This window comes from Thermanaeromonas sp. C210 (assembly GCF_013167955.1).
Lineage (GTDB): Bacteria > Bacillota > DSM-521 > Neomoorellales > Neomoorellaceae > UBA12545.
Map to the genome: position 1 here is coordinate 242,227 of NZ_BLWF01000002.1, position 26,050 is coordinate 268,276.

General features: G+C 58.6%; 21 protein-coding genes. All 21 read right to left on the reverse strand.

Translation table 11 applies throughout. The features are described 5' to 3' along the window. Window positions 1–2: 2 nt before the first annotated feature. Window positions 3–1,808 carry an excinuclease ABC subunit UvrC gene (gene uvrC, locus TAMC210_RS05290; protein WP_173297757.1) on the reverse strand — a complete coding sequence of 602 codons (1,806 nt, stop codon included), beginning with the start codon at window positions 1,806–1,808 and terminating at the stop codon, window positions 3–5. A gap of 6 nt (window positions 1,809–1,814) precedes the next feature. Continuing rightward, window positions 1,815–2,369: a pyruvate kinase alpha/beta domain-containing protein gene (locus tag TAMC210_RS05295; RefSeq protein ID WP_173297758.1), complete on the reverse strand. Its 555-nt coding sequence runs from the start codon at window positions 2,367–2,369 to the stop codon at window positions 1,815–1,817. Window positions 2,370–2,506: 137 nt separating this feature from the next. Beyond that, window positions 2,507–5,362 (reverse strand): excinuclease ABC subunit UvrA, encoded by a 2,856-nt coding sequence (gene uvrA / locus TAMC210_RS05300; protein ID WP_173297759.1) that lies wholly within the window; start codon window positions 5,360–5,362, stop codon window positions 2,507–2,509. An 89-nt stretch (window positions 5,363–5,451) separates the two neighbouring features. Further along, a complete protein-coding gene (gene uvrB / locus TAMC210_RS05305) occupies window positions 5,452–7,431 on the reverse strand; it encodes an excinuclease ABC subunit UvrB (protein ID WP_173297760.1) in 1,980 nt (659 codons plus the stop codon). Between the two features lie 61 nt (window positions 7,432–7,492). Further along, window positions 7,493–8,773, reverse strand: a complete 1,281-nt coding sequence (locus tag TAMC210_RS05310; protein WP_173297761.1) for a PDZ domain-containing protein — start codon at window positions 8,771–8,773, stop codon at window positions 7,493–7,495. 81 nt (window positions 8,774–8,854) lie between these two features. After that, entirely contained in the window at window positions 8,855–10,042 is a 1,188-nt protein-coding gene (locus tag TAMC210_RS05315) for a S41 family peptidase (RefSeq protein ID WP_173297762.1), read from the reverse strand. Window positions 10,043–10,116: 74 nt separating this feature from the next. Next, entirely contained in the window at window positions 10,117–11,256 is a 1,140-nt protein-coding gene (locus TAMC210_RS05320; protein ID WP_173297763.1) for a murein hydrolase activator EnvC family protein, read from the reverse strand. 36 nt (window positions 11,257–11,292) lie between these two features. Beyond that, window positions 11,293–12,180, reverse strand: coding sequence for a permease-like cell division protein FtsX (ftsX, locus tag TAMC210_RS05325; RefSeq protein WP_173297764.1), 888 nt, complete (start codon window positions 12,178–12,180; stop codon window positions 11,293–11,295). Then, window positions 12,170–12,856 (reverse strand): cell division ATP-binding protein FtsE, encoded by a 687-nt coding sequence (gene ftsE / locus TAMC210_RS05330; RefSeq protein ID WP_173298148.1) that lies wholly within the window; start codon window positions 12,854–12,856, stop codon window positions 12,170–12,172. The genes ftsX and ftsE overlap by 11 nt, the downstream gene beginning before the upstream one ends. Before the next feature lie 86 nt (window positions 12,857–12,942). After that, the gene (locus TAMC210_RS05335; RefSeq protein WP_254388524.1) at window positions 12,943–13,878 is read right to left on the reverse strand and encodes a transketolase family protein; all 936 of its coding nucleotides are present in this window, start codon (window positions 13,876–13,878) and stop codon (window positions 12,943–12,945) included. Next, the gene (locus TAMC210_RS05340) at window positions 13,871–14,707 is read right to left on the reverse strand and encodes a transketolase (RefSeq protein WP_173298149.1); all 837 of its coding nucleotides are present in this window, start codon (window positions 14,705–14,707) and stop codon (window positions 13,871–13,873) included. Before TAMC210_RS05340 ends, TAMC210_RS05335 begins: the two co-directional genes overlap by 8 nt. Further along, window positions 14,703–15,557 (reverse strand): YitT family protein, encoded by an 855-nt coding sequence (locus TAMC210_RS05345; RefSeq protein ID WP_173297766.1) that lies wholly within the window; start codon window positions 15,555–15,557, stop codon window positions 14,703–14,705. The genes TAMC210_RS05340 and TAMC210_RS05345 overlap by 5 nt, the downstream gene beginning before the upstream one ends. A gap of 129 nt (window positions 15,558–15,686) precedes the next feature. Beyond that, a complete protein-coding gene (locus tag TAMC210_RS05350) occupies window positions 15,687–16,379 on the reverse strand; it encodes a hypothetical protein (RefSeq protein ID WP_173297767.1) in 693 nt (230 codons plus the stop codon). A 57-nt stretch (window positions 16,380–16,436) separates the two neighbouring features. Then, window positions 16,437–17,822: a radical SAM protein gene (locus tag TAMC210_RS05355; protein ID WP_373996441.1), complete on the reverse strand. Its 1,386-nt coding sequence runs from the start codon at window positions 17,820–17,822 to the stop codon at window positions 16,437–16,439. Window positions 17,823–18,305: 483 nt separating this feature from the next. Continuing rightward, window positions 18,306–19,413 (reverse strand): peptide chain release factor 2 gene (gene prfB, locus TAMC210_RS05360; RefSeq protein WP_373996438.1). Its coding sequence is split into 2 segments (ribosomal slippage): window positions 18,306–19,355 and window positions 19,357–19,413, totalling 1,107 coding nucleotides; the frame shifts between segments, so codons are not numbered across the junction. Window positions 19,414–19,462: 49 nt separating this feature from the next. After that, window positions 19,463–22,138: a preprotein translocase subunit SecA gene (secA, locus tag TAMC210_RS05365; protein WP_173297770.1), complete on the reverse strand. Its 2,676-nt coding sequence runs from the start codon at window positions 22,136–22,138 to the stop codon at window positions 19,463–19,465. 123 nt (window positions 22,139–22,261) lie between these two features. Beyond that, window positions 22,262–22,969, reverse strand: coding sequence for a hypothetical protein (locus TAMC210_RS05370; protein WP_173297771.1), 708 nt, complete (start codon window positions 22,967–22,969; stop codon window positions 22,262–22,264). A 160-nt stretch (window positions 22,970–23,129) separates the two neighbouring features. Beyond that, entirely contained in the window at window positions 23,130–23,669 is a 540-nt protein-coding gene (gene hpf / locus TAMC210_RS05375; RefSeq protein ID WP_173297772.1) for a ribosome hibernation-promoting factor, HPF/YfiA family, read from the reverse strand. A gap of 112 nt (window positions 23,670–23,781) precedes the next feature. After that, window positions 23,782–23,979: a cold shock domain-containing protein gene (locus TAMC210_RS05380; protein ID WP_173298150.1), complete on the reverse strand. Its 198-nt coding sequence runs from the start codon at window positions 23,977–23,979 to the stop codon at window positions 23,782–23,784. 364 nt (window positions 23,980–24,343) lie between these two features. Then, window positions 24,344–24,616: a hypothetical protein gene (locus TAMC210_RS05385; RefSeq protein ID WP_173297773.1), complete on the reverse strand. Its 273-nt coding sequence runs from the start codon at window positions 24,614–24,616 to the stop codon at window positions 24,344–24,346. A 28-nt stretch (window positions 24,617–24,644) separates the two neighbouring features. Continuing rightward, complete coding sequence (locus TAMC210_RS05390; protein ID WP_173297774.1) at window positions 24,645–26,024, reverse strand: TRAP transporter large permease subunit; 1,380 nt, start codon at window positions 26,022–26,024, stop codon at window positions 24,645–24,647. Window positions 26,025–26,050 lie beyond the last annotated feature (26 nt).

Below are 26,050 nucleotides of genomic sequence, written 5' to 3' on the forward strand. Positions count from 1 at the left end.
GGTCAATCCAGGGCTTCCTTGATTTTCAGCGCCACCGCCCGGTTCATCCCTTCTACCCTCGCCAGTTCCTCTACACTCGCCCGCCGGATGTTCTCCAGGGAACCGAAATGGCGCAAGAGGTTCCGCTTGCGCTTGGGACCCACGCCCGGGATGTCGTCCAGGGCCGAGGCCGTGGCCCCCTTTAAGCGCCGCTGGCGGTGGAAGGTAATGGCGAAGCGGTGGGCTTCATCCCGGAGGCGCTGCAGGAGGCGTAAGGCTGCGCTATCCCGCGGCAGTTCCAGGGGGGGGGCTTCTTCCTCCCGGTAGAGGAGCTCCTCACCCTTGGCCAGGCTGAAGGTGGGAATGTCCCCTACCCCCAGGCGCCGCATTACCTCCCGGGCTGCGTTGAGCTGACCCCGGCCCCCGTCGATGAGGACGAGGTCGGGCCGTACGGAAAATTTGGGATCTCCTTCCTTCAGCCGCCGGAACCGCCGCTCCAGCACCTCCTGGAGAGAGGCAAAATCGTTGGGCCCCTTGACGTTTTTGATGCGGAAGCGGCGGTAGGCAGCAGGCTGCGGCTGTCCCTTTTCAAAGACCACCATGGACCCCACCACTTCGCTGCCCTGTAGATTAGAAATGTCGTAAGCCTCCATCCGGTGGGGCAGCGCAGGCAGGGCCAGGAATCCTTTAAGCTCCTCCAGGGCTGCTGCGGCGCCGGCTTCCCTCCTTTCCCGGGCCAGGAGGTGCTCCTGCAGGACGGTCCGGGCATTCTCATAGACCATGGCCAGGAGTTTAGCCTTCTCGCCGCGGCGAGGCACCTTGAGCCTTACCTTGCGGCCGCGCTGGCGGGAAAGCCAGGCTTCAATGGTTTCCTGGTCCTCCACGGGATCGTGCAGGAGAATCTCCGGCGGGATTTCTCCTCCCCGGCTGTAGTATTGTTTTACCAGGGCGGCCATGACTTCTTCCGTTTTCAGCCCTTCCTGGCCCTCCAGGAAAAAGTGCTCCCGTCCGATGATCTTTCCCTGCCGGATGAAGAAGAGCATCCCCACGGCTTCCCCCTGTTCCCGGGCCAGGGCGATGGCGTCGCGGTCGTCGAAATCGTGGCTTACCACCTTTTGCTGCTCTAGGACCTCTTGCACCGCCTTGAGCCTATCCCGCAGCCGGGCCGCCCTTTCGAATTCCAGCCTGGCGGCCGCCTCCTCCATTTCCGAACGCAGGGCCCGGACCACGTCTTCCTGTTTTCCTTCTAGAAACAGGACCATGTTGGTGACGGCCTGTCGGTACTCTTCCGCACTGACCCGGCCGGTACACGGGGCCAGGCACCGTCCGATGTGGGCGTTCAGGCAGGGACGGCCCTTGGATTTCAAGGGGGTATCGCGGCAGGTCCGGACGGGAAAGAGATGCCCCAGGAGCTTCAAGGTCTCTTTCAAGGCCCCTACCCGGGTATAGGGGCCGAAGTAGCGGGAACCGTCCCGCACCACCCGTCTGGTTACCTGGAGGCGGGGGAACTCTTCCTGCACGGTAATTTTAAGATAGGGATAGGTCTTGTCGTCCTTGAGATTAACGTTATAGCGCGGCCGGTGCTCTTTAATTAAGTTGCATTCTAGAATAAGGGCCTCTACTTCGTTGTCAGTAAGGATGTACTCCAGGTCGGCAATCTGGCGCACCAGGGCCTCCACCCGCGGCGGCCGCTGACCGTGAAAATAGGAACGGACCCGGCTCTTGAGGGAAGCCGCTTTGCCCACATAGATGATTTTGCCGCTGGCATCCCTCATGAGGTAGACGCCCGGGTGGTCCGGCAGACAGGCCAGCTTCTCCTCCAGCTGCATGGCACCCTAGAACTCCCGTGGCTTGCAGATGATCTCCTTGACCTTGGTTTCCCAGAAATGCTGGGAATGGGCCGGACGCACCACCAGGGCAGTGTCCAGGCCCTCGCTGCTCCCGCCGAGGGAGACCACATCCACGCCGTAGGGTATAAGGCCGGCATCCAGGGCCATACCGGCAACCTCCACTGCCACCTTCGTTCCCTGTCCGAAAAGGCGCAGAGTGTTGGCCACGATTTCTGAGGGGTACAACCCCTGGAATTTCAGCCGCAAGGCCCGGTCCAGACCGGCCATGAGGTGGGTGGTAGTGAGGACCTTCATACCGCCCTCCTCCAGCCGTCGCCGCACCTCCGCGGGCATCTCCATCTCGCCGGGCCGGCTGAAGCCCGCCTGGTGGGTAACGCATATCCTCTCCAGATCGGGATACTTCAATAGCATCTCCGCGGCATAGCCCGTAACCGAGGCCACCACTATATGTTTGATCCCCAGCTCCCGCGCCCTCTCTACGGCCAGTTTAACCGTGGCCGCGGTATGAGCTTTACCCGCGCTGTTCCAGTACGTTGTCATGGGGCGACAACCTCCCACTCTAAATCCGAACTGAAGGGTAGGCATCCAACCCCCGCCCTTTAGAGGCCCCCGCACACCTTGGGAACATTATAGCAGAGAAGAAAAGGGGGGGCAATAAAGCAGGCCTCCCCCGCGGTTTAGCCCGCATGGCGTATTTCGTTGTTGAAGGGCCGGTCCCGCTCCAGCACAGGTTGGAGAAACTGGCCCGTGTAGGAAGCAGGGACCTGGCAGATCTCCTCCGGCGTTCCGGCCGCCACCACCCAGCCGCCGCGGTCCCCGCCTTCCGGTCCCAGGTCGATGACGTAGTCGGCGGACTTGATCACATCCAGATTGTGCTCAATCACCACCACGGTGTTGCCCGCATCCACCAGCCGCTGCAGCACCGTGAGCAGGCGGTGGACATCGGCCATGTGGAGGCCCGTGGTGGGCTCATCCAGTATGTACAGGGTCCGGCCATTGCTCCGCCGGGCGAGTTCCGTGGCCAGCTTAACCCGCTGGGCCTCTCCCCCGGACAAAGTAGTGGCCGGCTGGCCCAGTTTAATATAGCCCAGCCCCACGTCCTGGAGGGTGCTGAGGCGCCGGTGCAGGCGGGGAATGGCGGAAAAGAATTCGACGGCCTCGTCCACGGTCATATCCAGGACATCGGCAATGGACTTGCCTTTGTATTTGACTTCAAGGGTTTCCCGGCTATAGCGCTTACCCTTGCACACCTCACAGGGTACGTACACGTCGGGTAAGAAGTGCATCTCAATCTTGATGATACCGTCGCCGCGGCAGGCCTCACAGCGGCCGCCTTTAAGGTTAAAGCTGAAGCGACCCGGCTTGTAGCCCCGGGCTCGGGCCTCGGGGGTGGCGGCAAATAAACTGCGGATATCGTCCATGGCGCCGGTGTAGGTAGCCGGGTTTGAACGGGGCGTACGGCCGATGGGCGCCTGGTCCACGGCAATAACTTTGTCCAGGTGCTCGATTCCCCTGATCTCCCTGAACCGTCCGGGCGCCGTCCGGGCGCCGTTGAGCTTTTGGGCCAGGGCGGCATACAAAATTTCGTTCACCAAGGTGCTCTTCCCCGACCCGGACACCCCGGTCACACAGATAAAGGTCCCCAGGGGAAAACGGACATCGATGTCCTTGAGGTTGTGTTCCCTCGCCCCCAAAATTTCCAGCCACTTCTCCGTCGGCTTCCTCCTGACGGCCGGGACGGGGATGCGGCGCTGGCCGCTCAAGTACTGGCCGGTCAAAGAATGGGGACAGGCCATGACCTCGTTTAAGGGCCCGGCCACCACCACCTGGCCTCCGTGGGCGCCGGCGCCGGGCCCGATATCGATGATAAAGTCGGCTTCCCGCATGGTTTCCTCATCGTGCTCCACGACAATAACCGTGTTGCCCAGGTCGCGCAGGTGTTTCAGGGTGGCTATGAGGCGCGCGTTGTCCCGCTGGTGCAGCCCTATGCTGGGCTCGTCCAAAATGTACAGCACGCCCACCAGCTGGGACCCGATCTGGGTGGCCAAGCGAATACGCTGGGCCTCCCCTCCCGAGAGGGTGGAGGTCGGCCGGTCCAGGGTGAGGTAGTCGAGGCCCACATCTATCAAGAACTGCAGGCGGGACCGGATCTCCTTTAGAATCTGCCGGGCGATTATCCGCTCCCGCTCGGTGAGGTCCAGCCCGTCGAAGAACTCCCGGGCCTCGGCCACCGAAAGCCGGGTTACCTCATAAATATTCTTACCCCCCACGCGTACCGCCAGGGCCTCGGGCTTCAGCCGGGCTCCCTGGCAGGCGGGACAGGGTTTCTTGCTCATGAACTCCTCGATCTCCGCTCGCGACCATTCGGACTCGGTCTCCTGGTACCTCCTCTCCAGGTTGGGTATAACGCCCTCGAAGGAGGCCTCGTAGCTGCGGTGCTCACCGAAGCGGTTCGTGTAGCGAAAGCGGATCCTCTCCCGCCCGCTGCCGTAAAGGAGGACCTGGACATGTTCCGGCTTCAGGTTGCGCACCGGCTCATCCAGACTGAAGCCGTAATGCTCGGCTACGCACTCCAGCATCTGGAGGTAGCCGTTGGCCCCGCGGCCCCAGGGAGCAATGGCCCCCTCCCTCAACGTGAGGGTAGGGTCGGGTATAACCAGGGCCGGGTCCACTTCCATGCTGGTGCCCAGGCCCGTGCATACAGGGCAGGCCCCGTAGGGGCTGTTGAAGGAAAACAGCCGCGGCGCCACTTCCGGCAGGCTGAAACCGCAGTCGGGACAGGCAAACTTGGCGCTGAAGAGGAGGTCTTCGCCGCCCTCCACCTCCACCAGGGCTACGTCATCCGCCAGTTTAAGGGCGGTTTCCAGGGAGTCGGCCAAACGCCTTTCAATGCCCGGCCGGATCTTAAGGCGGTCCACCACAACCTCTATGGTATGCTTTTTGTTCTTGTCCAGCCTGATCTCTTCCGAGGTCTCCCGCAGCTCACCGTCGACCCGCACCCGGACGTAGCCGTTCCGGCGGATCTCCTCTAGAAGGGAGCGGTACTCTCCCTTGCGGCCCCGGACCACCGGCGCCAGGATCTGCAGCCGGGTGTCCTGGGGATAAGCCAGCAGGCGGTCTACCATCTGGGATACCGTCTGGGGAGCGATGGCCCGTCCGCACCGGGGGCAGTGGACCCGGCCCACCCGCGCAAAAAGGAGGCGCAGGTAATCGTAGATTTCCGTTACCGTGGCCACGGTAGAGCGGGGGTTATGGCTGGCCGTCTTCTGATCGATGGCAATAGCCGGCGACAGGCCCTCGATGTAGTCCACATCCGGCTTATCCAGCTGCCCCAAAAACTGGCGGGCATAGGCCGATAGGGATTCCACGTAGCGGCGCTGTCCCTCGGCGTAAATGGTATCAAAGGCCAGGGAGGACTTCCCTGACCCGGATAACCCCGTAATGACCACCAGCTTATCCCGGGGAATTTCTATATCGATATTCTTTAAATTGTGGGCTCGTGCACCTTTGACTACGATCTTTTCTTTAGGCATATACCAGATCCCTACCCTATGCCCTCCCTCAAAGACCTTACCGGTTCCCGGTCCCCTTGCGGACGGGCGGCCCCGGCCCGCCCCCGGTGCTAGCCTGCCTGCTCCTTTAGCTCCAGGATGGCGTCCCGCAGTTCAGCCGCCCGCTCGAATTCGAGGCGCCGGGCCGCTTCCCGCATTTCCTTCTCCAGGCGCTTTATGAGGGAGCGCAGCTCTCTACGGTTCATCTTCTTTTGAGGCGGTTTGGCCCGGTAGGTGGCCGGCTCTTCGGCCGCCCGGGTGGCCTCGATGACATCCCGCACAGGTTTGACCACCGTCCGGGGGGTGATGCCGTGCTTCCGATTGTACTCCATCTGGATCTTGCGGCGCCGGTTGGTCTCATCAATGGCCCGGCGCATGGATTCCGTAATGGTATCGGCATACATTATGACTTGACCCTCGGCATTGCGGGCGGCCCGCCCGATGGTCTGGATGAGGGAGCGTTCCGAGCGCAGGAACCCTTCCTTGTCGGCGTCCAGGATGGCCACCAGGGACACCTCCGGCAGGTCCAACCCTTCCCGCAGCAGGTTGATGCCCACCAGGACGTCGAAGACCCCCAGGCGCAGGTCCCGGACGATTTCCATGCGCTCAATGGCGTTGATATCCGAATGGAGGTAGCGCACCTTGATGCCCATTTCCTGCAGGTAGTCGGTCAGGGCCTCGGCCATCCTCTTGGTAAGGGTGGTTATCAGCACCCGCTGGTTCTTGGCCACCCTCTTCCTGATCTCTCCCAGGAGGTCGTCCATCTGACCCGCCACCGGCCGGACGATGACTTCCGGGTCCACCAGCCCGGTGGGCCGGATGATCTGCTCCACGACCTGCTGGGAGTGCTCCAGCTCAAAGGGCCCCGGCGTGGCCGATACGTAGATAACCTGGTTCACGCGGTCCATGAATTCGGCAAAGGTCAAGGGCCGGTTGTCCAGGGCCGAGGGCAGGCGGAAGCCGTATTCTACTAACGTTTTCTTGCGGGAATAGTCGCCCTCGTACATGCCCCCGATCTGGGGCACGGCGATATGGGATTCGTCAATGAAAAGCAGGAAATCGGGCGGAAAGTAATCCAGCAGGGTGTAAGGCGGTTCTCCCGGAGCCCGGCCGGTGAGGTGGCGCGAGTAGTTCTCGATCCCTTTACAGAACCCGACTTCCCGCATCATCTCCAGATCAAAGCGGGTGCGCTGTTCCAGGCGCTGGGCCTCCAGGAGCTTCCCGGCGTCCCTCAGCTCCTTAAGGCGCTCTTCCAGCTCGGCCTCAATACTGGCCAGGGCCCGCTCCATCTTGGCCTCTTCCACCACATAGTGGCTGGCGGGGAAGATGGCCACGTGGTAACGCCGCCCGAGGATTTCGCCCGTCAGGGTGTCTATCTCCAGCAGGCGTTCCACTTCGTCTCCGAAGAACTCGACGCGAATGGCCTTGGCATCAAAGGAAGCCGGGAATATTTCCAGGACGTCGCCGTGGACGCGGAAGGTACCCCGCCGCAGTTCGTAATCATTGCGGGTGTACTGGATATCCACCAGTTTGCGGATAATGGCATCCCGATCGTATTCCTGGCCCTCCCGCAGGGATACCATGAGCTTGCTGTAGTCCTCGGGAGAACCCAGGCCGTAAATACAGGACACGCTGGCCACGATAATAACGTCTCTCCGCTCGAACAGGGCGGCAGTGGCCGAGTGGCGCAGCTTATCTATCTCGTCATTGATGGAGCTATCCTTCTCAATATAAGTATCGGTTTCCGGTACATAGGCCTCCGGCTGGTAGTAATCGTAATAGCTCACAAAATACTCTACCGCGTTATGGGGGAAGAACTCCTTGAATTCCCCGCACAGCTGGGCCGCCAGGGTCTTATTAGGAGCCAGCACCAGGGTGGGACGCTGTACCGCCTGGATAACCTGGGCCATGGTATAGGTTTTCCCCGTGCCCGTAGCTCCCAACAGGGTTTGGTGGCGATAACCCTTTTTAAGCCCCTCCACCAGGGCCGCAATGGCCTTGGGCTGGTCTCCCTTAGGCTCAAAATCAGCCTTCAGGACGAAACGAGCCATTCCTTCCCCCCCTTGCCCTGTATTATACCACAAAGAGTAGTGGCGGCAACTTTCCGGGTAGTTAACCCTTGTGTTGCCGCCACCACCGATAGAGCCAGCCGCGGGTGGAGAGTTCTACCTGGGGCTTATCCCCGGGCTCCGGTACCAAAATAGTCCCTAGAGGTTCATCGGGCCCTTTATAAGTTAGGGCCACCCGTTCCTGCCCGCTTTCCCTTTGGTAGAACCGCACCTCCAACCTGCCTCCCCCTGCGCTCACGGCCTCGGCCAGGCTCGCACGGCCCGTCACCGGAAAACCGTTGACCTCTAGAATAATGTCGCCGCTCCTGAGCCCGAGCCGGGCGGCGGCGCTGTTCTTGGTAACATCGAGTATTCTGGCACCGCTCTCGGTAAAAACGTAAAAGGCCTGCCCTTTTGCTTCCGCCCGGCGCCCCAACCATATGGTGCACTCGTGGCCCAGAGGGGCAAAGAGGGCCGCCAGCCAGGCCAGGGGGCGGACATAAGAAGCCAGGATGGCCAAGCCCAGCAGTATGAGACTGTAGAAGGCCAGGTGGCGGGCCGACACCCTGCTCTTTTGTTCCGGGGAAGTGGTAATGGCCACGTCGCCGTATCCCAACCCCGCCGCTACCGGCAGCACTACAAACAGGGCCTCTTCAGGATCGGGCATGGCCGCCGGCCGGATCAGGGGCCACCAATCAGGCATGGGTACTACCCCGCCCGCCTGCAGCCACGGCGGCAGGGATACCAGAGCCAGGGCGGCAATGGGGATAGGCCAGAACTTCTGCATGTTGAAGGCTCCCACCACCTGCCCCCGGTGCTCGGTGTATACGGGAACAGCGCCCAAGTGCCCGCTTATACGGATGAGGACCGCCTCCACCATGTGTAACACGGCTATCAGGCCCATGAGGTGAGGAACATCTACCTGGGGCCAACCAAAAATCAGGCTGACCAGGGAGACAATGCCCCCCGCATAGGAAAAACAGAGGAAGCGGGGGCTCAAAAGCATGAGGATTAGGGCCAGGCCCCATAAATAACTAATTCCTATGTTACTCAGCGAAACACCCACCAGCACCATAACGAAGCTACCTCCCAGGCCCCCCAGGAGGCCGTGAAAGGTAGCCAGAAGGGTGTACTGCCAGACGGGTTCCCCGCCCACGCCAAAGAGCTCCTGTTTCAGCCGCGTCACCCGCCGATACTGGTAGCCCACCAGGAGCACCAGCAGCCAGAAAAGAGGATTTAACAGCAGACTCAGCTGCGCATGAAGGATAAAGGGAATAATGTCCTGTAAAGGTATCAACGCTTCATCCTGCTCCCTACTAAAATACCTCGTTGGCGGCCAAGCCACCTAAAAACTCGCCCCCCTGCCGCTCGCCCGGGGCCTTTTCGCATGTCCGCCGGCCCTTAATAACCCGAAAAAAGGTCTCCCTCAAGCCGCCGGGCGCTCGGCCAGCTTTGCCTGCAGAATTTCCACCGCCTTCTTTAACTGGGCATCCCGCTCCAGGTCGGGAGGGTTGGCCAGGACTTCTTGCTCCACCTGGGGATCAAGGGGCACCTGGTAGTCGGGTGTTATCCCGGTTTTATCTATATCCCTTTTTGCCGGCGTCAAGTATTTATGGGTGGTGAGCTTAACCGCCGCACCTCCCTTCAACTCGAAAAGGGTCTGCACTACCCCTTTGCCGAAGCTAGTCTCCCCTACCAGAACTCCCGACCCGGTGTCTTTTATGGCCCCGGCTATTATTTCCGCCGCGCTGGCACTGCCCTTGTTTATCAGCACCACCAGGGGCACCTGAATATTGTGTCCCGTGGCCTCCAGGGCCTCGGTCCTTTTCTGGTCCACAATGTAGACCACCGGCCCCCGGGGCACAAAGTAGGACGCCACTTCCACCGCGCCGTGCAGGGATCCCCCGGGGTTGTTGCGCAGGTCCAGCACCAGGCCCCGCAAGCCCTGCCCCCGCAGCTCTCCCAGTAGCTGTCCCAGGTCTCTCCCCGTCTGTTCGTTGATCATGCTGAGGCTGATGTAACCGATTCCAGGGTAGGCCGGAAGCATCCGACCATCCACGGTAGGTATTTTAATGTTTTCCCGTACCAGGGTAATCTTGCGCGGCTCCGCCGCCCCCGGAGTGAGGACCGTGAGTTGGACGCGGGTTCCAGGTTCGCCCTGCATAAGGCTGGCGGCGGTATCCAGGTCCATACCCGCCGTGTCGCGGTCGTCGATGGCCAGGATATAATCCCCGCTCTTTATACCCGCCCGCCAGGCAGGACTGCCTTTGAAAGGGGAAACCACCACTAAGCGCCTGTCTTCCTCCTCCAGGGTAATAAGTAAGCCCACTCCGCCGTAGGTACCCTGTACATGTTCTTCTAACCGCCGGTACACGTCAGGGGGCAAATAAGAAGAATAAGGGTCATCAAGGGCTTCCACCATACCCTTGATGGCCCCCTCCAGCAATTTGTCCACCGGAACGGGGTTTAAAGACTGCCACCGTACCAGACTGTAAACCCGTACTGCCTCCTGGACCCTCTGGTAGTGGGCCGCCACCGCCACGACCAATCCTGCGGTCACCAATACGCAAAGGGCCAGGAGGCCATAAACAACTCGACGCCAGGTTTTCCGCAAGCCTGCCACCGCCTACCTGATAACTTAGTTTGCACCTGCTAGTCCATCATATGTGAGCGCCTCGTCTTTTAGTATCAATAATACTGGAGCGGATTGGTAGGCTCCCCTCGCAACTGGGTTTCGAAGTGCAGGTGGGGTCCCGTGCTCCACCCGGTGGAACCCACTCGCCCGATTACCTGCCCCCGCTTTACCTCCTGTCCCTCCCTCACTAGGATGGCAGAGAGGTGGGCATACATGGTGGAGAACCCGCCCCCGTGATCAATGATTATGTGATTCCCGTAAGCTCCCAAGAAACCGGTGGAAATGACCTGCCCGTCTTCAGCGGCCAGCACCTCGGTTCCCATGGGAGCCGGTATATCAATGCCGCTGTGGAACCGCTGGGTCTTCAGCAGGGGGTGAATGCGCCAGCCGAAGGGTGAAGAGATGCTGGTATATCCGCGCAGCGGCCATAAGAGATCGCTGGTGCCCCGGGGACCTAGCTGCCGCCTGTTCTGTGCCTGGATGGCCCGGATCTTGGCCGCAATCTGACGGGACAAAGCCTCCAATTCGTCCAGGGCCTGGGCTACCCTCTTCTTCTCCTCTTCCACCCGGGCCAGGAGCCGCTGTTTTTCGGCCTGGCGCGAGGCCAGCACGGCCCGCTCCCCGTCGGCCTGGCGCTTCAGCTTGGCCAGGGCGTCCCGCTCCGCTTCCAGGGCCGCCTTCTGGGCGGCAATCCGCTCCATCTCCGCCTTGATCTCTTCTACAAGGCGCATATCGTTCTCGGCAATTTTACCCAGCAACTCCATGCGCACCACGAAATCATTAAAGCTCGTGGACTGGAGCAGGACTTCCAGATAGCTTACCTGACCGTTCTGATAGATTTCCTTGAGCCGCCGGCAGAAAAGATCGATGCGCTCCTGCTGCATGGCCTCTGCCCGCGCCAGTTCTTCCGCAGCTCGATCCACACGCGCCTGGGCTGCCTCTAGTTCCGCCTCCAGCCTCTGGATTTCCTGTTCCTTGGCCTTTATCTCGGCCTCCAGCTCCTCAAGCTGTTGCAGGAGCTCCTCTCCTTCGCTTTTCTTGTTCTCCAGAAGCCGGTTCTGTTGTTTGATCTTGGATTCCAGTTCCTTCTGCTGCTGCCGCAGGTCATCTAAATCAGAACCGCTGCCGGCCGCAGGAGATACGCCGAGGAGAAAAAACAGGGCTATAATGCCGGCCAACGTTCGCGAACGCAAGGCATACCCTCCCTTATTATACTGCAACCCAGACCGCTAAACCTTCAAGAAGCGGTGGACGGCCAAAAGGCTTCCCGCCGCCCCTATAGCCGCCCCACCGGCTGTCAAGCCCAAACCGCTATACCACAAGATCCACCCCTCCCGCAGAAGGGGGACAAACACCAGGCTTAGACTAATTTTGTTCACGAGGGACGAATACCCGGCCGCCACGGCAGCCGCTGCCAGAGCTCCCCCTGTGAGGCCCAAAAAGAAGCCCTCCAGCAGAAAAGGCCAACGGATAAACCAGTCGGTAGCCCCCACGTATTTCATGATGTTGATCTCCCGGCGCCGGGCGTAAACCGCCAAGCGAATGGTGATCATGAGAAGCAGGAGGCTACCGACACCGAGGAGAACCACTATGCCGGCCCCCAGGTAGCGCACCCAGCGCACCACCGCCAGCAGCCTTTCCACCACCGCCTGACCGTAGTTGACCTCTTCTACCCCCGGCATGCTGTGGATGGCTTGGGCGATTTCGCCGATCTGGGCCGGGTCCTGCACCTTGACGCGCAGATAATCGGGCAGGGGGTTCACTCCCCCTGTGGCCTTCAGGAGTTCTTCTTCGCTCCCGAACTGCTGGGCCAGGGTCTTAAGGCCTTCCTCTTTGGTCACCAACACTACATCGGTTACTCCTGGGAAATTCTTAAGGCGCTCCTGTAAAGCCAGGGCCTCTGAGCGCGGAACATCTACTTCTAAAAAGGCGGCAATTTCCACGTTAGACTGCAAAGTAGTGGCGATAAAGTTAATGTTGAGGATGAGGAGGATGAAGGTACCTAAGATAAAAAGGGTCACCGCCACGCTGATGGCTGCCGCCAAGCTCATCCAGGCATTGCGCCACAGGGAAAGGGCGGCCTGCCGCAGGAACAGCCCGAAGGTCCTAAGCTTCATAACCGTAAACCCCTTCCCTGTCGTCGCGCACCAGCCGGCCCTTGTCCAGGGCGATGACCCGCCGTTTTAGCGTGTTGACTATATCCCAGGCATGGGTGGCCATGATGACGGTGGTGCCCAGGCGGTTGATTTCCAGGAGTAAAGCCATGATCTCCCGGGAGGTGGCGGGATCCAGGTTCCCGGTGGGCTCGTCCGCCATGAGGATGCGGGGACGGTTGACAATGGCCCGAGCAATGGCCGTCCGCTGCTGTTCACCGCCCGAAAGCTGGTGGGGAAAAAGATGGGCCTTGCCCAGCAACCCTACCTGGGCCAGGACCTCCTCCACCCTGGCCTTGATCTCCCGGGGAGGCGCTTCGACCACCTGCAAGGCAAAGGCCACATTCTCGAAGACGGTACGGTCCGGCAGAAGGCGAAAATCCTGAAAGATAACGCCAATATTACGGCGAAGCATGGGTATTTCGCGGGGGCGGAGGCGCGTTATGCTGCGGCCCGCCACAATGATTTGACCCTTGGTAGGCAGCTCCTCGCGGAACAGCAAACGAATAAAAGTTGTTTTTCCTGCCCCGCTGGGCCCCACCAGAAACACAAACTCACCTTTATCGATTTTTACGCTGACATCCTTCAGGGCATATATGTTCTGGTTGTAGACTTTGGTTACGTTGAAAAACTGGACCAACCCTTCACCTACCCCCAAAGAAGACAGAAAGAAACAACCCCGTAGGGTTGTTTTCGACATTACCAGCAAAATTCCTCTTCGGAGGTCTACTTTTGTAACAGAACTTCCCTGACATTTTTTTCTATGTCTGGCACCGACAGGCCATATCGACGTAAAAGATCTTCCGGGGAACCGGACTCCCCGAAGGTATCCCGCAGGCCAACCCTCCGCAGGGGAACCGGGTATTCTTCCGCCAGGACCTCGGCCACGGCGCTGCCCAAACCGCCTATAATGCTGTGCTCCTCGGCCGTAACCAGGGCACCGGTCTCCCGGGCCGCCTCTACCACGGCCTCCCGATCCAGGGGTTTAATAGTGCTCACGTTCAAGACTCCCACCGAGAGGCCTTCGGCCTCCAGACGCCGGGCGGCTTCCAGGGCCAGGGCTACCATATAGCCGCAGGCCAGGATGGTGGCATCCCTGCCGCGGCGCAGGCGGTGGGCCTTCCCCACCTGGAACCGGTAGTCCTCATCGTAGATGATCGGAACGCTCATACGGCCCAGGCGAATATACACCGGCCCCTCATGCCGGGCGGCGGCGAAAACGGCCTGACGGGTTTCCACCCCGTCGGCCGGCACGATCACCGTCATGTTGGGAAGGGCCCGCATAAGGGCGATGTCCTCCACCGACTGGTGGGAGGCGCCGTCCTCCCCCACGGTGATCCCGGCATGGCTGGCGGCAATTTTTACATTTAGCCGGGGGTAGGCTATGGAATTGCGCACCTGCTCGAAGGCCCGCCCCGTAGCAAAGATGGCAAAACTGCTGGCAAAAGGAATCTTGCCGCAGAGGGCCAATCCCGCGGCGGTGCCCATTAAGTTCTGCTCGGCAATGCCCATATTAAAGAACCGGTGGGGAAATTCGCGGGCAAAGTATTCGGTCTTGGTGGATTTGGAAAGATCGGCGTCCAGAACCACCACCCGCTCGTCTTGCCGGCCCAGCTCCACCAGGGCCCGGCCGTAGGCTTCCCTGGTAGCCAATTTAGCCACGGCCCTCCCCCCTTTCCAGTTCATTGAGGGCCCGTTCGACTTCCTCCGGCTTGGGAGCCACACCGTGCCAACCCACCTGATGCTCCATGAAGCCCACTCCTTTGCCCTTCACAGTTTCGGCCACAATGGCCGTGGGCCGGCCTTTAATCCCTTTAGCTTCTTCCACGGCCCGGATTATCTGGCCGAAATCGTGACCGTCAATGGTTAAAACTTCCCACCCGAAGGCCTGGAACTTGGCGGCAATGGGTTCCGGCGACAAAACTTCCCTTATAGGACCGTCGATTTGGAGCCCGTTGTGGTCGACGAAGGCGGTAACCCGGTCCAGCTTATAGTGGGCTGCCGCCATAGCCGCTTCCCAGACCATACCTTCCTCCAGCTCCCCATCCCCCAACAACACATAAACCCGATAGGAGCGCCCGTCTAGACGGCCCGCCAGGGCGATGCCGTTGGCTACGGACAACCCCTGGCCCAGGGAGCCGGTGGACATTTCCACCCCCGGCAGGGACTTGCGGTCGGGATGCCCCTGTAGCCGGCTGCCCAGCTTCCTTAAGGTAAAAAGCTCTTCCCGGGGGAAATAGCCCCTGTGGGCGAGGACTGCATAAAGGAGGGGGGCCGCATGTCCCTTGGACAGGATGAAGCGGTCCCGGTCCGGCCAGTCGGGGTTCTGGGGATCTAGCCGCATGATGTGGAAGTAAAGGGCGGTCACGATTTCCACCGCCGATAGGGAGCCGCCGGGATGGCCCGAACCGGCCACCCCTATCATGGTAACAATATCCCTCCGGATGAGGCGGGCTTTTTCTTCTAAGTCGTGCAGCCAGTCCAATTCAATTGTCCCTCCATTCGCGAAAGCCTTCCCCTAGAACTTCATGTACATTGCTCACGATTACAAAGGCCCGGGGGTCTACTTCGGCCACCAGGTTCTTCAGCCTGGTCACTTCGGCCCGCTGGACGACTACCAGAAGCAGTTCGCGCCCCCGGTTGGTATAGACTCCACGCCCGCAGATCCCCGTGGCTCCCCGGTCCAGGTCGGTCAAAATCCGGCGGGCGATTTCCGCACTGTGATCCGAAATAATGACGGCTGCCTTGGCAAATCCACCACCTTCCTGCACGGTATCGATGGCCCGGCTGGCAAGAAAAAGGGCCAGAAGGGCATAAAGGGCGAGTTCCATGCCGAACACTATTCCCGCCAGGGCGATAACCAGGGCATCCACCACCAACAAACCCATCCCGGCGCTCAAGGAGGTAAACCGCCGGAAAAGAAGGGCCGCCAGATCGGTGCCCCCGGTACTACCCCCGGAACGAAAAACGACCCCCAACCCTACCCCGGTAAGGATACCACCGTAAATGGCGGCCAAAAGAGAGTCAAAGGTAGCTGGACGCAACACGAGGCTTAAAGCGTCGGTAAGGAGGGAAAGGGCCACGGTGCCGTAAAGGGTTTTGACCCCGAAACGCAGGCCCAGGACTTTGAGCCCGGCCATAAAAAGGGGTACGTTGAGGACCAGCATGGTCAGCCCTACGGGGACCCCGATAATATGATAGAGGACCGTGGCCAGGCCGCTAACTCCGCCGGCGGCTATTTTATTGGGCACCAAAAAAAGAACGAGGCCCAACCCCGTCAAAAAACAGCCCGCCGTTATCCCTATATATGAACGTATTTCCCGTTCCAGTTTCTTCGACATCGGGCGTCAAACTCCTGCCTATTTAGTTTACGGCACACCCTGGGTTTATAATAGTCAACTACCGGCCTTTGCCGGAAACTCCAACAAAACAGCCTGGGGTGTGGATCCCAGGCCGCTAAAATCACCTTCTTAATTCTGTTTCAGGGCCTCCCGCATAAAATCGGCCAAAAGCTTTTTTTCCCGCAGGGTGAAGTGTTCCATCTCCTCCTGGAGGTGGTGTATATAACGCGTCACCTGGGTGACAAAGGGCACCTGGGGTGGGTCTTTGGCCGCCATGCCCAGGACGGTCCCGGTAACCAGGGCCAGACCCCATTCGGGCCGGGCTACCTTCTCCAGGGCGGCTCGTATGTAAGCCAGCCCCTTCTCTCCCAGGGATCTCAGGTAAATGAGCAGCACGGTCAAAGTATACGCTCCTGCAATCAAGCGGTGTTCCTTACCCTGGAGCTCCTGGATCAGCTCCGGAAGTGCCCCTTTTACCTCCCGAGGCGACCAGCTCCTGAAGATGTTGAGGAGCCGCTCCCTCACTTCCTGCCACTCGCCGCACGGGGTACCCCCCCCGCCAGCTTCTCCGTCCGTCACCTTGTAGGCCTTCTCCGTAGGCACAAACATGATCATAGAGCGACCCCGCAGCTTATCCCCGCTGCTCACCACGTATTCCCGCTCCAGAAAACCTTCCTTTTCCAGCTCGCGCAGCAAGTCATAGGCCGTCCACTTGCTGACCCGGAGATTTTCCGCCACGGTGACGTAGTGGACGGGAGCCAGGGTTTCCTGATAGAGCTTCTTTATCCGGTTCAGGAACTCTAGTCGCCGCCGGGTAAGCATGGTGGTGTCCTCTCCCCTAGTGACGTCGGAATCCTTCCCCCGACCAGGATACCATTCCTATTTGCCGGCTGTCAATTCTTTACTCCCTAATTCGGGGTGTCTCTCCTGCCAGATGCCGTCGGCCACCTGGGCCCACCTGGCCGAGTGGGCATCCAGAAAAGAGGCTATGCTGCCGCTCAAAACCGCTTCGGCCCCCTCATGGGTAGGTTTGGCTCCGGTTTCCGCCACAATCTGGCGCAGGGCCACAGGCACATCGATGATGGGGCAGGGCCGCAAAAGGTTGTCGCTAAAGGGTTGGCGTTTCTGGTAAGCCTTAAACAGGGGAGAGGCCAGGATTTCCTTCAGGCTCTTTTCCTTGATATTGTCCACGGCAAAGTGGACAAAGGCGCAGGGTTCCACCGCTCCGCTGGCGGTAATGTGGAAGTAACGGCGGCCGCCGGCAATGCAGCCCAGGGTTAACTCACCGTCGTTCCAGAAGTCGGCGATCTGGATGGGCTTGTGGGTGCGTATATAAGGGATGCGCTCCGCCAGATACGCGCGCTGCTCGGGGGTGATTACCAGGGAAAGATCCGGGTCCCTCCCGATAGGTATATAATGGAACGTCCAGCCGTAGGCCACACCGCGCTCGATCAAAAAGTCGATGAACTCGTCGCTGGTAATCTCTTCTACGTTTTGTCTCGTTATGGTGATGGAGACGCCGAAGACCGCTCCCCTCTCCCGCAGCCGGTCCATGGCGGCCACTATGCGGTCGAAGACTCCCCGTCCCCGGCGCCCGTCGGTTCGTTCTCGCCAGCCCTCCATGCTGATGGCGGGGGAGATGTTGCCCACCTCCACAATCCGGTCGGCCACTCGGTCATCGATGAGGGTTCCGTTGGTGTAAATCATGAAGGCCATATCCGGGTGGCGTTCGGCCAGCTCGAATAAGTGAGGCCACAGGAAGGGTTCCCCGCCCGACATGGCCAGCCAGTAAATACCCACCTCTTTAGCTTCCCGGCAGAGGCGGTCCATCAAGGGCAGGTCCAGGGTATCGTGCTGGGCATACTTACCCGCCCAGCACCCGTAACAGCGCAGGTTGCAGGCGCTGGTAGGGTCTACCAAGAAGAAGTTGGGGATATGTATCCCCGTCTCCTCTTCCACCTGCTGCTGGCGGGGAATGCCCAAAAGCATGGCATTAACAAACCAGTTGTAGACCATGCGCTTTTTCACATTGGGATGCAGTTGCGTAAAGAGCCTGTTAACGTAAGTACTGACGGCTTCGTTTTCCCGGTAGGCCTGCAAGAGCCTGTCGATCTGGTCCTTGTGCTCCTTCTTCCGGGCTATGAGGCGGGCGAAGTTCAGCAGCCGGGGGAAATTTTCTTCCGGATTGCGCTCGATGTACTTGAAGGCTTCCTGGAGGGCCTTTTCCGTCACCAGCTTCTTGGCCCCCTCCCAGTTACTGGGCAGATTCACGGCTATCCTCCCCTTCCTGCAGGATGGAATCTTGATCCCAAAATACCCAAAAGGTAAATAAAATATTCCCCAAAAAACCCAAAAATACTAATTCCATATTAATCCACGGGAGGGAAGCTGTCAAGGATTTAGTACCTGACGCATCCCCGCTTTTTAGCCTAGGCCTGCCTGGCTTTCGCTCGCTCCAGAAACCCTCGCGGGCCAAACTGTCACTCAACCTCAAGCTCCGGCGGGGTTCCCGGCAAATTCGACATCCTGTCTCAGTTGCCGGCCTCGGCCGTTCATGGCCTCGGCCCCGCCTCCGCTTTCGGCTTCGTGAAGTTTGGCAGCCGCGAAGGCTTGTTCGCTCGCTTGCGAGCCAGGGCAGGCCTTTGCCCCAGAAAGGGGAGGTAACTCAGATTTAACCCACTTTTTAGCCTAGCGCGATTTAGCCAGAGGAAGGGAACAAAAAAGGAGCCGGTTCTCTTTTTCCGGCCCCTAAGCCCTTGGGCTTGCATATTTCCGCAGGTAGGCCTGGATAAAGGGATCCAGCCACCCGTCCATGACGGCCTGCACATTGCCCACCTCCACCCCTGTCCGGTGGTCCTTTACCAGGCTATAGGGGTGGAAGACGTAAGAGCGGATCTGGTTGCCCCAGGCTATTTCCCTCTGCTCGCCCCGGAGGCGGGCCAGCTCTTCCTCCTGCTCCTTCATCTTCCTTTCCAACAGCTTGGCTTTTAGAATTTTCATGGCCGCTAGGCGGTTAGCATGTTGGGAACGCTCATTCTGACACGTAACTACAATCCCCGTGGGGAGGTGGGTAATCCGCACGGCCGAGTCCGTCTTATTTACGTACTGTCCGCCGGCTCCCTGGGACCGAAAGGTATCGATCTTAAGGTCTTCCGGTTTTATCTCGATGTCGTCCTCAAACTCTACTTCGGGGATTACGTCTACGGAGGCAAAGGAGGTGTGCCTCCGGCCGGCAGCATCGAAGGGGGAAATGCGCACCAGGCGGTGGATCCCCTTTTCCGCTTTAAGGTAGCCGTAGGCATTCTCCCCTTTTACCAGTAGGGTGGCGCTCTTAATCCCCGCCTCTTCGCCCTCCAGGTAATCGAGGAGTTCCACGTTAAAACCTTGTTCCTCGGCCCAGCGCGTATACATCCGGAGGAGCATGGCCGCCCAATCCTGGGATTCGGTGCCCCCGGCCCCTGGGTGAAGGGATAAAATGGCATTATTGCGGTCGTACGGGCCGGACAGGAGGGTCCCTACGGCCACTTCCTCCACTTTGCCTTCCATCTCTGCCAGTTCTTTACTTATTTCTTCTTCTAGGGAATCATCCTTTTCGGCCAGGGCCAGCTCCCAGAGCTCATGGATCTGCCCCAGCTTGGCCGCCAGGTTCTCGACCCGGTCCACCTTTTCCCTTAAAGCCGTAACCCGCCTGGTCACCGCTTCGGCCCGCTCGCGGTCTTCCCAAAAGACAGGGCTGCCCATTTCTTCTTCCAGCCGCTCTATCTCTTCCTGGGCCGCCGCCAGGTCAAAGAGAAACCCTCAATTCTTCTAAACGTTCCTTTAGGCTCTCAAAGCGGGGTTTTAAATCTTCCAGCACGCCTTTCCCATCCTTTCCCTAATAAAATGCTTTCAGTCGCCTTGCGGCCTCAAGCCGAAAGGCCGCAGCACTTCTTATATTTTTTCCCGCTGCCGCACGGGCAGGGGTCGTTACGGCCGATTTTCTGTTCGCGCCTCACAGGTTGCCGCGGCCCTTCTTCCCGGTAACGGTTCTCGACAACCCGCCGCGGCCGCCTCTCCTCCGGAAGGGCAACCCGCACGTGGTACAGGTAGCGCACCACTTCTTCCTGGATAGAGGCGACCATCTCTTGGAACATCTGGTAGGCTTCAAATTTATACTCGATCAAGGGATCCCGCTGGCCGTAAGCGCGCAGGCCGATACCATGCCGAAGCTGGTCCATGGCATCCAGGTGGTCCATCCATTTGGCATCCACCACCTTCAGGAGAACCAGCCTTTCCAGCTCCCGGAGCGTCTCCTTGCCCAGCTCCTTTTCCCGCCGGCGGTACAGCTCCAGGGCCTTATCCCGCAAAAAGGCATATACCTCATCTTTTTCCATTTTCCTGAGTTCGTCCGCCAGGGCGGGCTCCACACCCGGCAGGAAAAGTCTTCCGGCGTACTCCAGGAAGCCTTCCCAGTCCCACTCCTCCGGGTATTTACTGTCCCCGGCAAAGCGCTCGATGGTACGGTCCACTACCGTGGTTATCATGTCCTCGATGATGGAGGATAGGTCGTCGCCCGTAAGGACCTGCCGCCGCTGGCGGTAAATGATCTCCCGCTGCTGGTTCAATACATCGTCGTATTCCAGGACGTGCTTGCGCAGGTCGAAGTTATGGGCCTCCACCTTTTTCTGGGCCGTCTCAATGGAGCGGGAAACCAGGGGGTGGTCGATGGGCGTACTGTCGTCCATCCCCAGCCGGTCCAGCAGGCCGGTAATGTTTTCCGCCCCGAAGAGGCGCATGAGATCATCCTCTAGGGAAATATAGAAACGGCTGGAGCCCGGATCTCCCTGACGGCCGGCCCGGCCGCGCAGCTGATTGTCTATCCGCCGGGACTCATGACGCTCGGTGCCGATAATGTGCAGGCCTCCCAGGGCCACCACCTTCTGGTGCTCCGCCTCGGTTTCTTCCCTGGCTTCGGCCAGAAACTGCCGGTACACCTGCCGCGCCTCCTCCACTTCAGGGGAGGAAACCGGCCCGAAACCTGTGGCCTCGGCAATAATCTCCGGGGGATAACCGGCCTTGCGCATCCTCTCCTTGGCCAGAAACTCCGGGTTGCCCCCCAGCATGATATCCGTACCACGGCCCGCCATGTTGGTGGCAATGGTCACCGCCCCCAGGCGGCCGGCCTGGGCTATAATTTCGGCTTCCTTTTCGTGATACTTGGCATTAAGGACCTGGTGGGGTATCCCCCGTTTCTTCAACATTTCGCTCAGGCGCTCCGACTTTTCAATGGAGATGGTGCCCACCAGGACCGGCTGCCCCTTAGCATGCCGTTCGACGATCTCCTCTACTACCGCCTGAAACTTGCCCTTCTCCGTGCGGTAAATAACGTCGGGATAATCTACACGGATCATGGGCTTGTGGGTGGGAATGACCACCACGTCCAGGCCGTAGATCTTGCGGAACTCTTCTTCCTCCGTAGCTGCGGTGCCCGTCATGCCGGCCAGCTTCTCGTACATGCGGAAATAGTTTTGGAAAGTGATGGTGGCCAGGGTCTGGGTTTCTCGCTCGATCTTAACCCCTTCCTTGGCCTCAATGGCCTGGTGAAGTCCTTCGCTGTAGCGCCGACCGAACATAAGACGGCCTGTAAATTCATCCACAATAATGACCTGTCCATCTTTAACCACGTAATCCCGGTCCCTCTTCATGAGGGTATGGGCTTTGAGGGCCTGCTGCACATGATGGGCCAGCTCTATATTGGCGTCATCGTAAAGATTATCAATGCCCAGCATTTTCTCAACCTTGGCCACCCCCGCTTCCGTCAAGGTGGCCACTTTAGCCTTCTCATCCACCCGGTAATCCTCTTCCGGCTTCAGGCGGGGTATAATCCGGGCCACCGTGTAATACATTTCCGTCGGCTTTTCCGCCTCGCCGGAAATAATGAGGGGCGTCCGCGCCTCATCGATAAGGATGCTGTCCACTTCGTCCACTATAGCATAGTAAAGGTCCCGTTGGACCACATGCTCCGGATGCAAGGCCATATTATCCCGCAGATAGTCAAAACCGAACTCGTTGTTAGTCCCATAGGTGATGTCCGCCGCATAGGCCCGGCGTCGTTCTGCCGGATCCAGGCCATGCACAATGAGCCCCACAGTCAAGCCTAAGAAGCGATAGATTTTGCCCATCCACTCGCTGTCCCGGCGGGCCAGGTAATCGTTTACCGTAACAATGTGCACACCCCTGCCGGCCAGGGCGTTTAAATAAGCCGGCAGGGTGGCCACCAGGGTTTTGCCCTCACCGGTCTTCATCTCCGCAATGCGACCCTGATGGAGCACAATGCCCCCCATGAGCTGGACATCGAAGTGGCGCAAACCCAGGACCCTTTTGGAAGCCTCCCGCACTACGGCAAAAGCCTCGGACAGGAGCTCATCCAGGGTTGCACCCCTGTCTAGGCGACGGCGAAACTCCCCTGTTTTGGCCTGCAGTTCGGCGTCGCTTAACGCGCTTACTTCCGGCTCCAGAGCGTTGATGGCCTGTACCTGGCGAGTAAGCTTCTTCAGTTCCCGGGCATTATCGTCCAGTATATTGCGCAAAAACCCAAACATGGGAAATATCCCCCCTAATAAGTCGAGGGGGATGTACCACCCCCTCGACAACCCCCACTGCTTTCCCTTCCTATTTTAGCACGACGGTACCGGCAGCGCAATCACACCCCCTAGGCGCGGAAATCAGCTCCTGTACAAGCAGAAACGGCACGCCAGGGCCCGGAAAACCGCTTTGGCCGTGGCTTGAAACTCATCCGGAGCCTCGTCCAGAAAGGCTACCCCGGCCAGGCGTTCCCGGCAGGCGGTACTCATTAGGCCAACAACCACCAATATGGCCTGGGAACCGGCCGCCTCTAGTTGGCGCAGATCTTCCAGAATTAGAGCATGGTTTTGCCCCAGGTGTTTCCCCACCGCTTCCAAAGTAGCATGGGCAACCAGAAAACATCCACGGCCCGGCCAGTTGGTTCCCGAAGCATGGCCTTCGTAAAGACGGGCTTCTCCTCCCTTTTCTATCTCCACCTCTATCTTTACTCGGGCATGTAAACCTCGAAAAGAAAAGTCTAAACTACGTAACCTTAAGCGTCCGCAGGACACTACGTGGGGGCCGGATGGTTCCTTGAGGACATCTGGCCACTGGCTCCCTTGCTCTTCTAGCTGTGCCACGCTGATCTTTTTATGATCCAGGGGGGTGCCCAGTTGGACCAGGACGGCTGTTTCAATATCCCGCACCACCTGTTTGGGGTTGCGCTCAGGCGAAGCCAGGACGTGGATTTCTTCTATCGAGCCCTCGGGGCCGGTTACCAGGCGAGCCGAAAGGACACCTTTTACTTGACATATGACTCGTTCGTACTCTGCCGCGTCGACTGCATCTTTGCCTTTCTTGTCTGTCAATTCGGCTGCTCACCCTTTTCGCATGTATTGGAAGAATCTCTAGTACTAATTCGCTTTTCAGGAATATTTCCCTTCCGGCCAAAGGAATCCCCATAAAAAATAGAGAAACCGGCCATAACGGTACCAGTTTCTCCTTAGTTAACCAAAAAGCTACTTTACTTTATAATTCTGGTTCAATTAGCCCATAATTGCCGTCTTTGCGGCGGTAGAGGACATTAACCTGTTCGGTTTCCGCATTGGCAAAGACAAAAAAGTTGTGTCCCAGGAGGTTCATCTGCAAAATGGCCTCTTCCACGGGCATGGGCTTTACCGGAAAGCGCTTGGTGCGCACAATTTTGGGCTCGTCGTCCGCCTCATGAACCTCCTCCCGCGCTGGATTGGCCTCCGCCCATTCCTTGAAGGTGTTGTTTTTTACTCTGCGGGCTAATTTCGTTTTATATTTTTCCATCTGCTTTTCCAGTTTTTCCAGGACCAGGTCTATGGAACTGTACATATCGCCGGTGGCCTCTTCACCACGCAGTAAGTACCCGTCCAGGGCGGCCGTCACTTCTACAATATGTCTATCTCTGGCCACCGACATGTTGACCTGAACCTCAACATTCTCCCCCAGAAATTTTTCTAGCTTATTCAACCGTTTTTCCGCATAACGGCGCAAGGCATCTGTAACTTGTAAATTCTTTCCCCGAACGATAATCCGCACCGACGGAACACCCCTTGCCTTGCATATTATTCTAGTTATATTATTTCCCTGCGCCTCTTCTATCTCCTGCCACAGGACTAAAAAGCCCCGACCTAAAGCCGGGGCCTGTCGCCTAGAGTTTTACCACATTGGCTGCCTGGGGACCGCGGGGTCCTTCTACTATATCAAACTCCACTTCCTCGCCTGCCGTTAGGCTTTTGAAACCCTCTTCCTGGATGGCCGAATAGTGGACGAACACGTCCGTGCCATCCTCCCTTTCGATGAAACCGTACCCCTTCTGGGCGCTAAACCATTTGACCTTGCCGATCATCTTCATTCTGTAAAACCTTCCTCCTAACAATTTCTTGCACCCCAAGGTCCCTTAACAACCCTGAAGTGGTTTTATTCTATCACACGGATCGCCCAAAGTCAAACGGTAGCGCAAAGAGGTCTCCACCTTTGGCCGGAAAGGCCTTCGCGAACCGAAGTGGGATCAGTATTCTTCAGGGCCGGTTGCCCTGCCCCGCAAAAAGAAAGGTGGAAGGTAGAAGGTACGGCACTAGATCCAAAATTAACCTGAGCCCCAACGCACGGAGCTCCGGCCGGCGCTTCCTCCCTGGGGGACAGGTCCAGAAGGAATTGCCCCAACAAGAAAGGGGGCGGGGCCGAAGACTCCTTTATCCCCTCCGGGCCGCCTAGTCGGTTTCGCTTTCCCGCTCATTGCTCAGGGTTAATTCATGGGTTCCCCCTGTATAAAAGCTAAACAAACCGAATAACACGCCCACGGCGGCTATCTTTATGGCGTAGTCTAGCAGCTTTTTACCCGTCACCGCCATCCAGGCACCCGTCTGGCCGCCCGCCACGAAACCCGCCACGAACATAAAGGCTACCACCGCGCCGATGAGGACGGCGACCAGAACCAACCCGCCAAAAAGGTTGTTAAACAGATTTATTATGGCTTTTTTCATCAGCAGCAGGCACCTCCCCAGAGGGCAACTAATTGATAAAGATGGGTAACAAGCCTACGAGGAGTAAGAACGTAACTACACCATGGGCTAAAACCCATACATAAGTTAACTTTGCTGTTTCCCAGAATTTCGACCGGGCAATACCCATTGCCGTATACATGGCCAGGGCCAGGGGCGGCGTCACACCTTCCATTACACCAGTTATGGCCGGCATAACGACGGCCACCAGGAAAGGATCTATGCCCACCGCCGCGCCGGTGGAGATAATGGCCGAGCCCAGGATGGCCACCTGGGAGGAGCCGGGCAAGACCATGCCTAAGAAACAGGTAAAGAGCACTATCCAGAAGGCCCAACCTACTTTGCCCAGACCCAAACCGAGGAACCACGTCTGAATTGCTTCGCTCATTTCTACTTTCTGGAACACCAGGGCAATGGCGTAGGCCAGGTAAATAGTAGCTGAAACCGGCACTACCCCTTTCAGGCTGTCCCGGAACATGGCGAAAACACCTCTAAAATTGAATCCCCCCGGTATCTCCTTGCGGCCTATCAAGAGGGCGTAAAAGGTGCAAAAACCCGCCGCCATGAGCAACACCGAAGCGGAAAAGGCCTTGGCACCATCCGGGCCGTAGCGGGCCACCAGAGCGTCCTTGAACAGGGAATCGATAATAATCGGCCCCAAGATAAAAACAGGAATCAGAAGGGCACTCCAGCCTTCCTTGATGGCCGTACGGAGGTCGGGCCTCTCCTCTTTAGGGACAGGCTGCACCTTGTAATACTTGCAAAAAGCCAGCAGGGTGAGCCAGCGCTGGAGGAGTAGCCAGCCGAAAACGATATATAGACCCAGCCAGAAGGTGGATAGGGAGTACTTGTCCGGGTACAGAGTTGAAAGTATGGCAAAGGCCACCAAATTAAGCCCGGGGCCCACCTGGTTGCCCAGCATACTGGCAGCCATTTCTACCGTTGCTGCCAGGTGGCGGGGAAAGCCGCTCCGGATCATGGCGGGGATGGTGAAAACGCCGGTGGCCGCCACGTTGCCCGGTCCCGTCCCTGTCATGGTGGCCAGGGCACAGCTGCCGAAAAGGGCTACATAACCGGCACCCCCGGGCAGACCGCCGATAACCGCCAAGATTATATTAATTAATTTCTCCACCACTCTTGTTTTGCCCAATATATGGGCAAACACCAGGAAGCCTACAATGATGTAGAAGAGGCCGCTTGTGGTAGGGCCCAGAAGGCCCGACCAGAACAAATCGTAGCGGCCGGTCATTACGATCGTGAAGGCAAAGGCAATAGCCATAGCCTCGTAAATCGGCCTTTTAAACCCTATGAAAACCAGGGCAATAACAAGGAGCAGCTCAATTAGCCAGAAGACCTCAAGGGGAAAAGGCCCCACCATTTGGACCGGCATTTATCATAACCCTCCCTTTGCAGAGT

Coding starts and splice junctions, on each gene's coding strand:
- uvrC (WP_173297757.1), bottom strand. CDS start 1,808: ATGCAGCTGGAGGAGAAGCTGGCCTGTCTGCCGGACCACCCGGGCGTC.
- TAMC210_RS05295 (WP_173297758.1), bottom strand. CDS start 2,369: ATGACAACGTACTGGAACAGCGCGGGTAAAGCTCATACCGCGGCCACG.
- uvrA (WP_173297759.1), bottom strand. CDS start 5,362: ATGCCTAAAGAAAAGATCGTAGTCAAAGGTGCACGAGCCCACAATTTA.
- uvrB (WP_173297760.1), bottom strand. CDS start 7,431: ATGGCTCGTTTCGTCCTGAAGGCTGATTTTGAGCCTAAGGGAGACCAG.
- ftsX (WP_173297764.1), bottom strand. CDS start 12,180: ATGAAGCTTAGGACCTTCGGGCTGTTCCTGCGGCAGGCCGCCCTTTCC.
- TAMC210_RS05345 (WP_173297766.1), bottom strand. CDS start 15,557: ATGTCGAAGAAACTGGAACGGGAAATACGTTCATATATAGGGATAACG.
- TAMC210_RS05350 (WP_173297767.1), bottom strand. CDS start 16,379: ATGCTTACCCGGCGGCGACTAGAGTTCCTGAACCGGATAAAGAAGCTC.
- secA (WP_173297770.1), bottom strand. CDS start 22,138: ATGTTTGGGTTTTTGCGCAATATACTGGACGATAATGCCCGGGAACTG.
- TAMC210_RS05380 (WP_173298150.1), bottom strand. CDS start 23,979: ATGATCGGCAAGGTCAAATGGTTTAGCGCCCAGAAGGGGTACGGTTTC.
- TAMC210_RS05385 (WP_173297773.1), bottom strand. CDS start 24,616: ATGAAAAAAGCCATAATAAATCTGTTTAACAACCTTTTTGGCGGGTTG.
- TAMC210_RS05390 (WP_173297774.1), bottom strand. CDS start 26,024: ATGCCGGTCCAAATGGTGGGGCCTTTTCCCCTTGAGGTCTTCTGGCTA.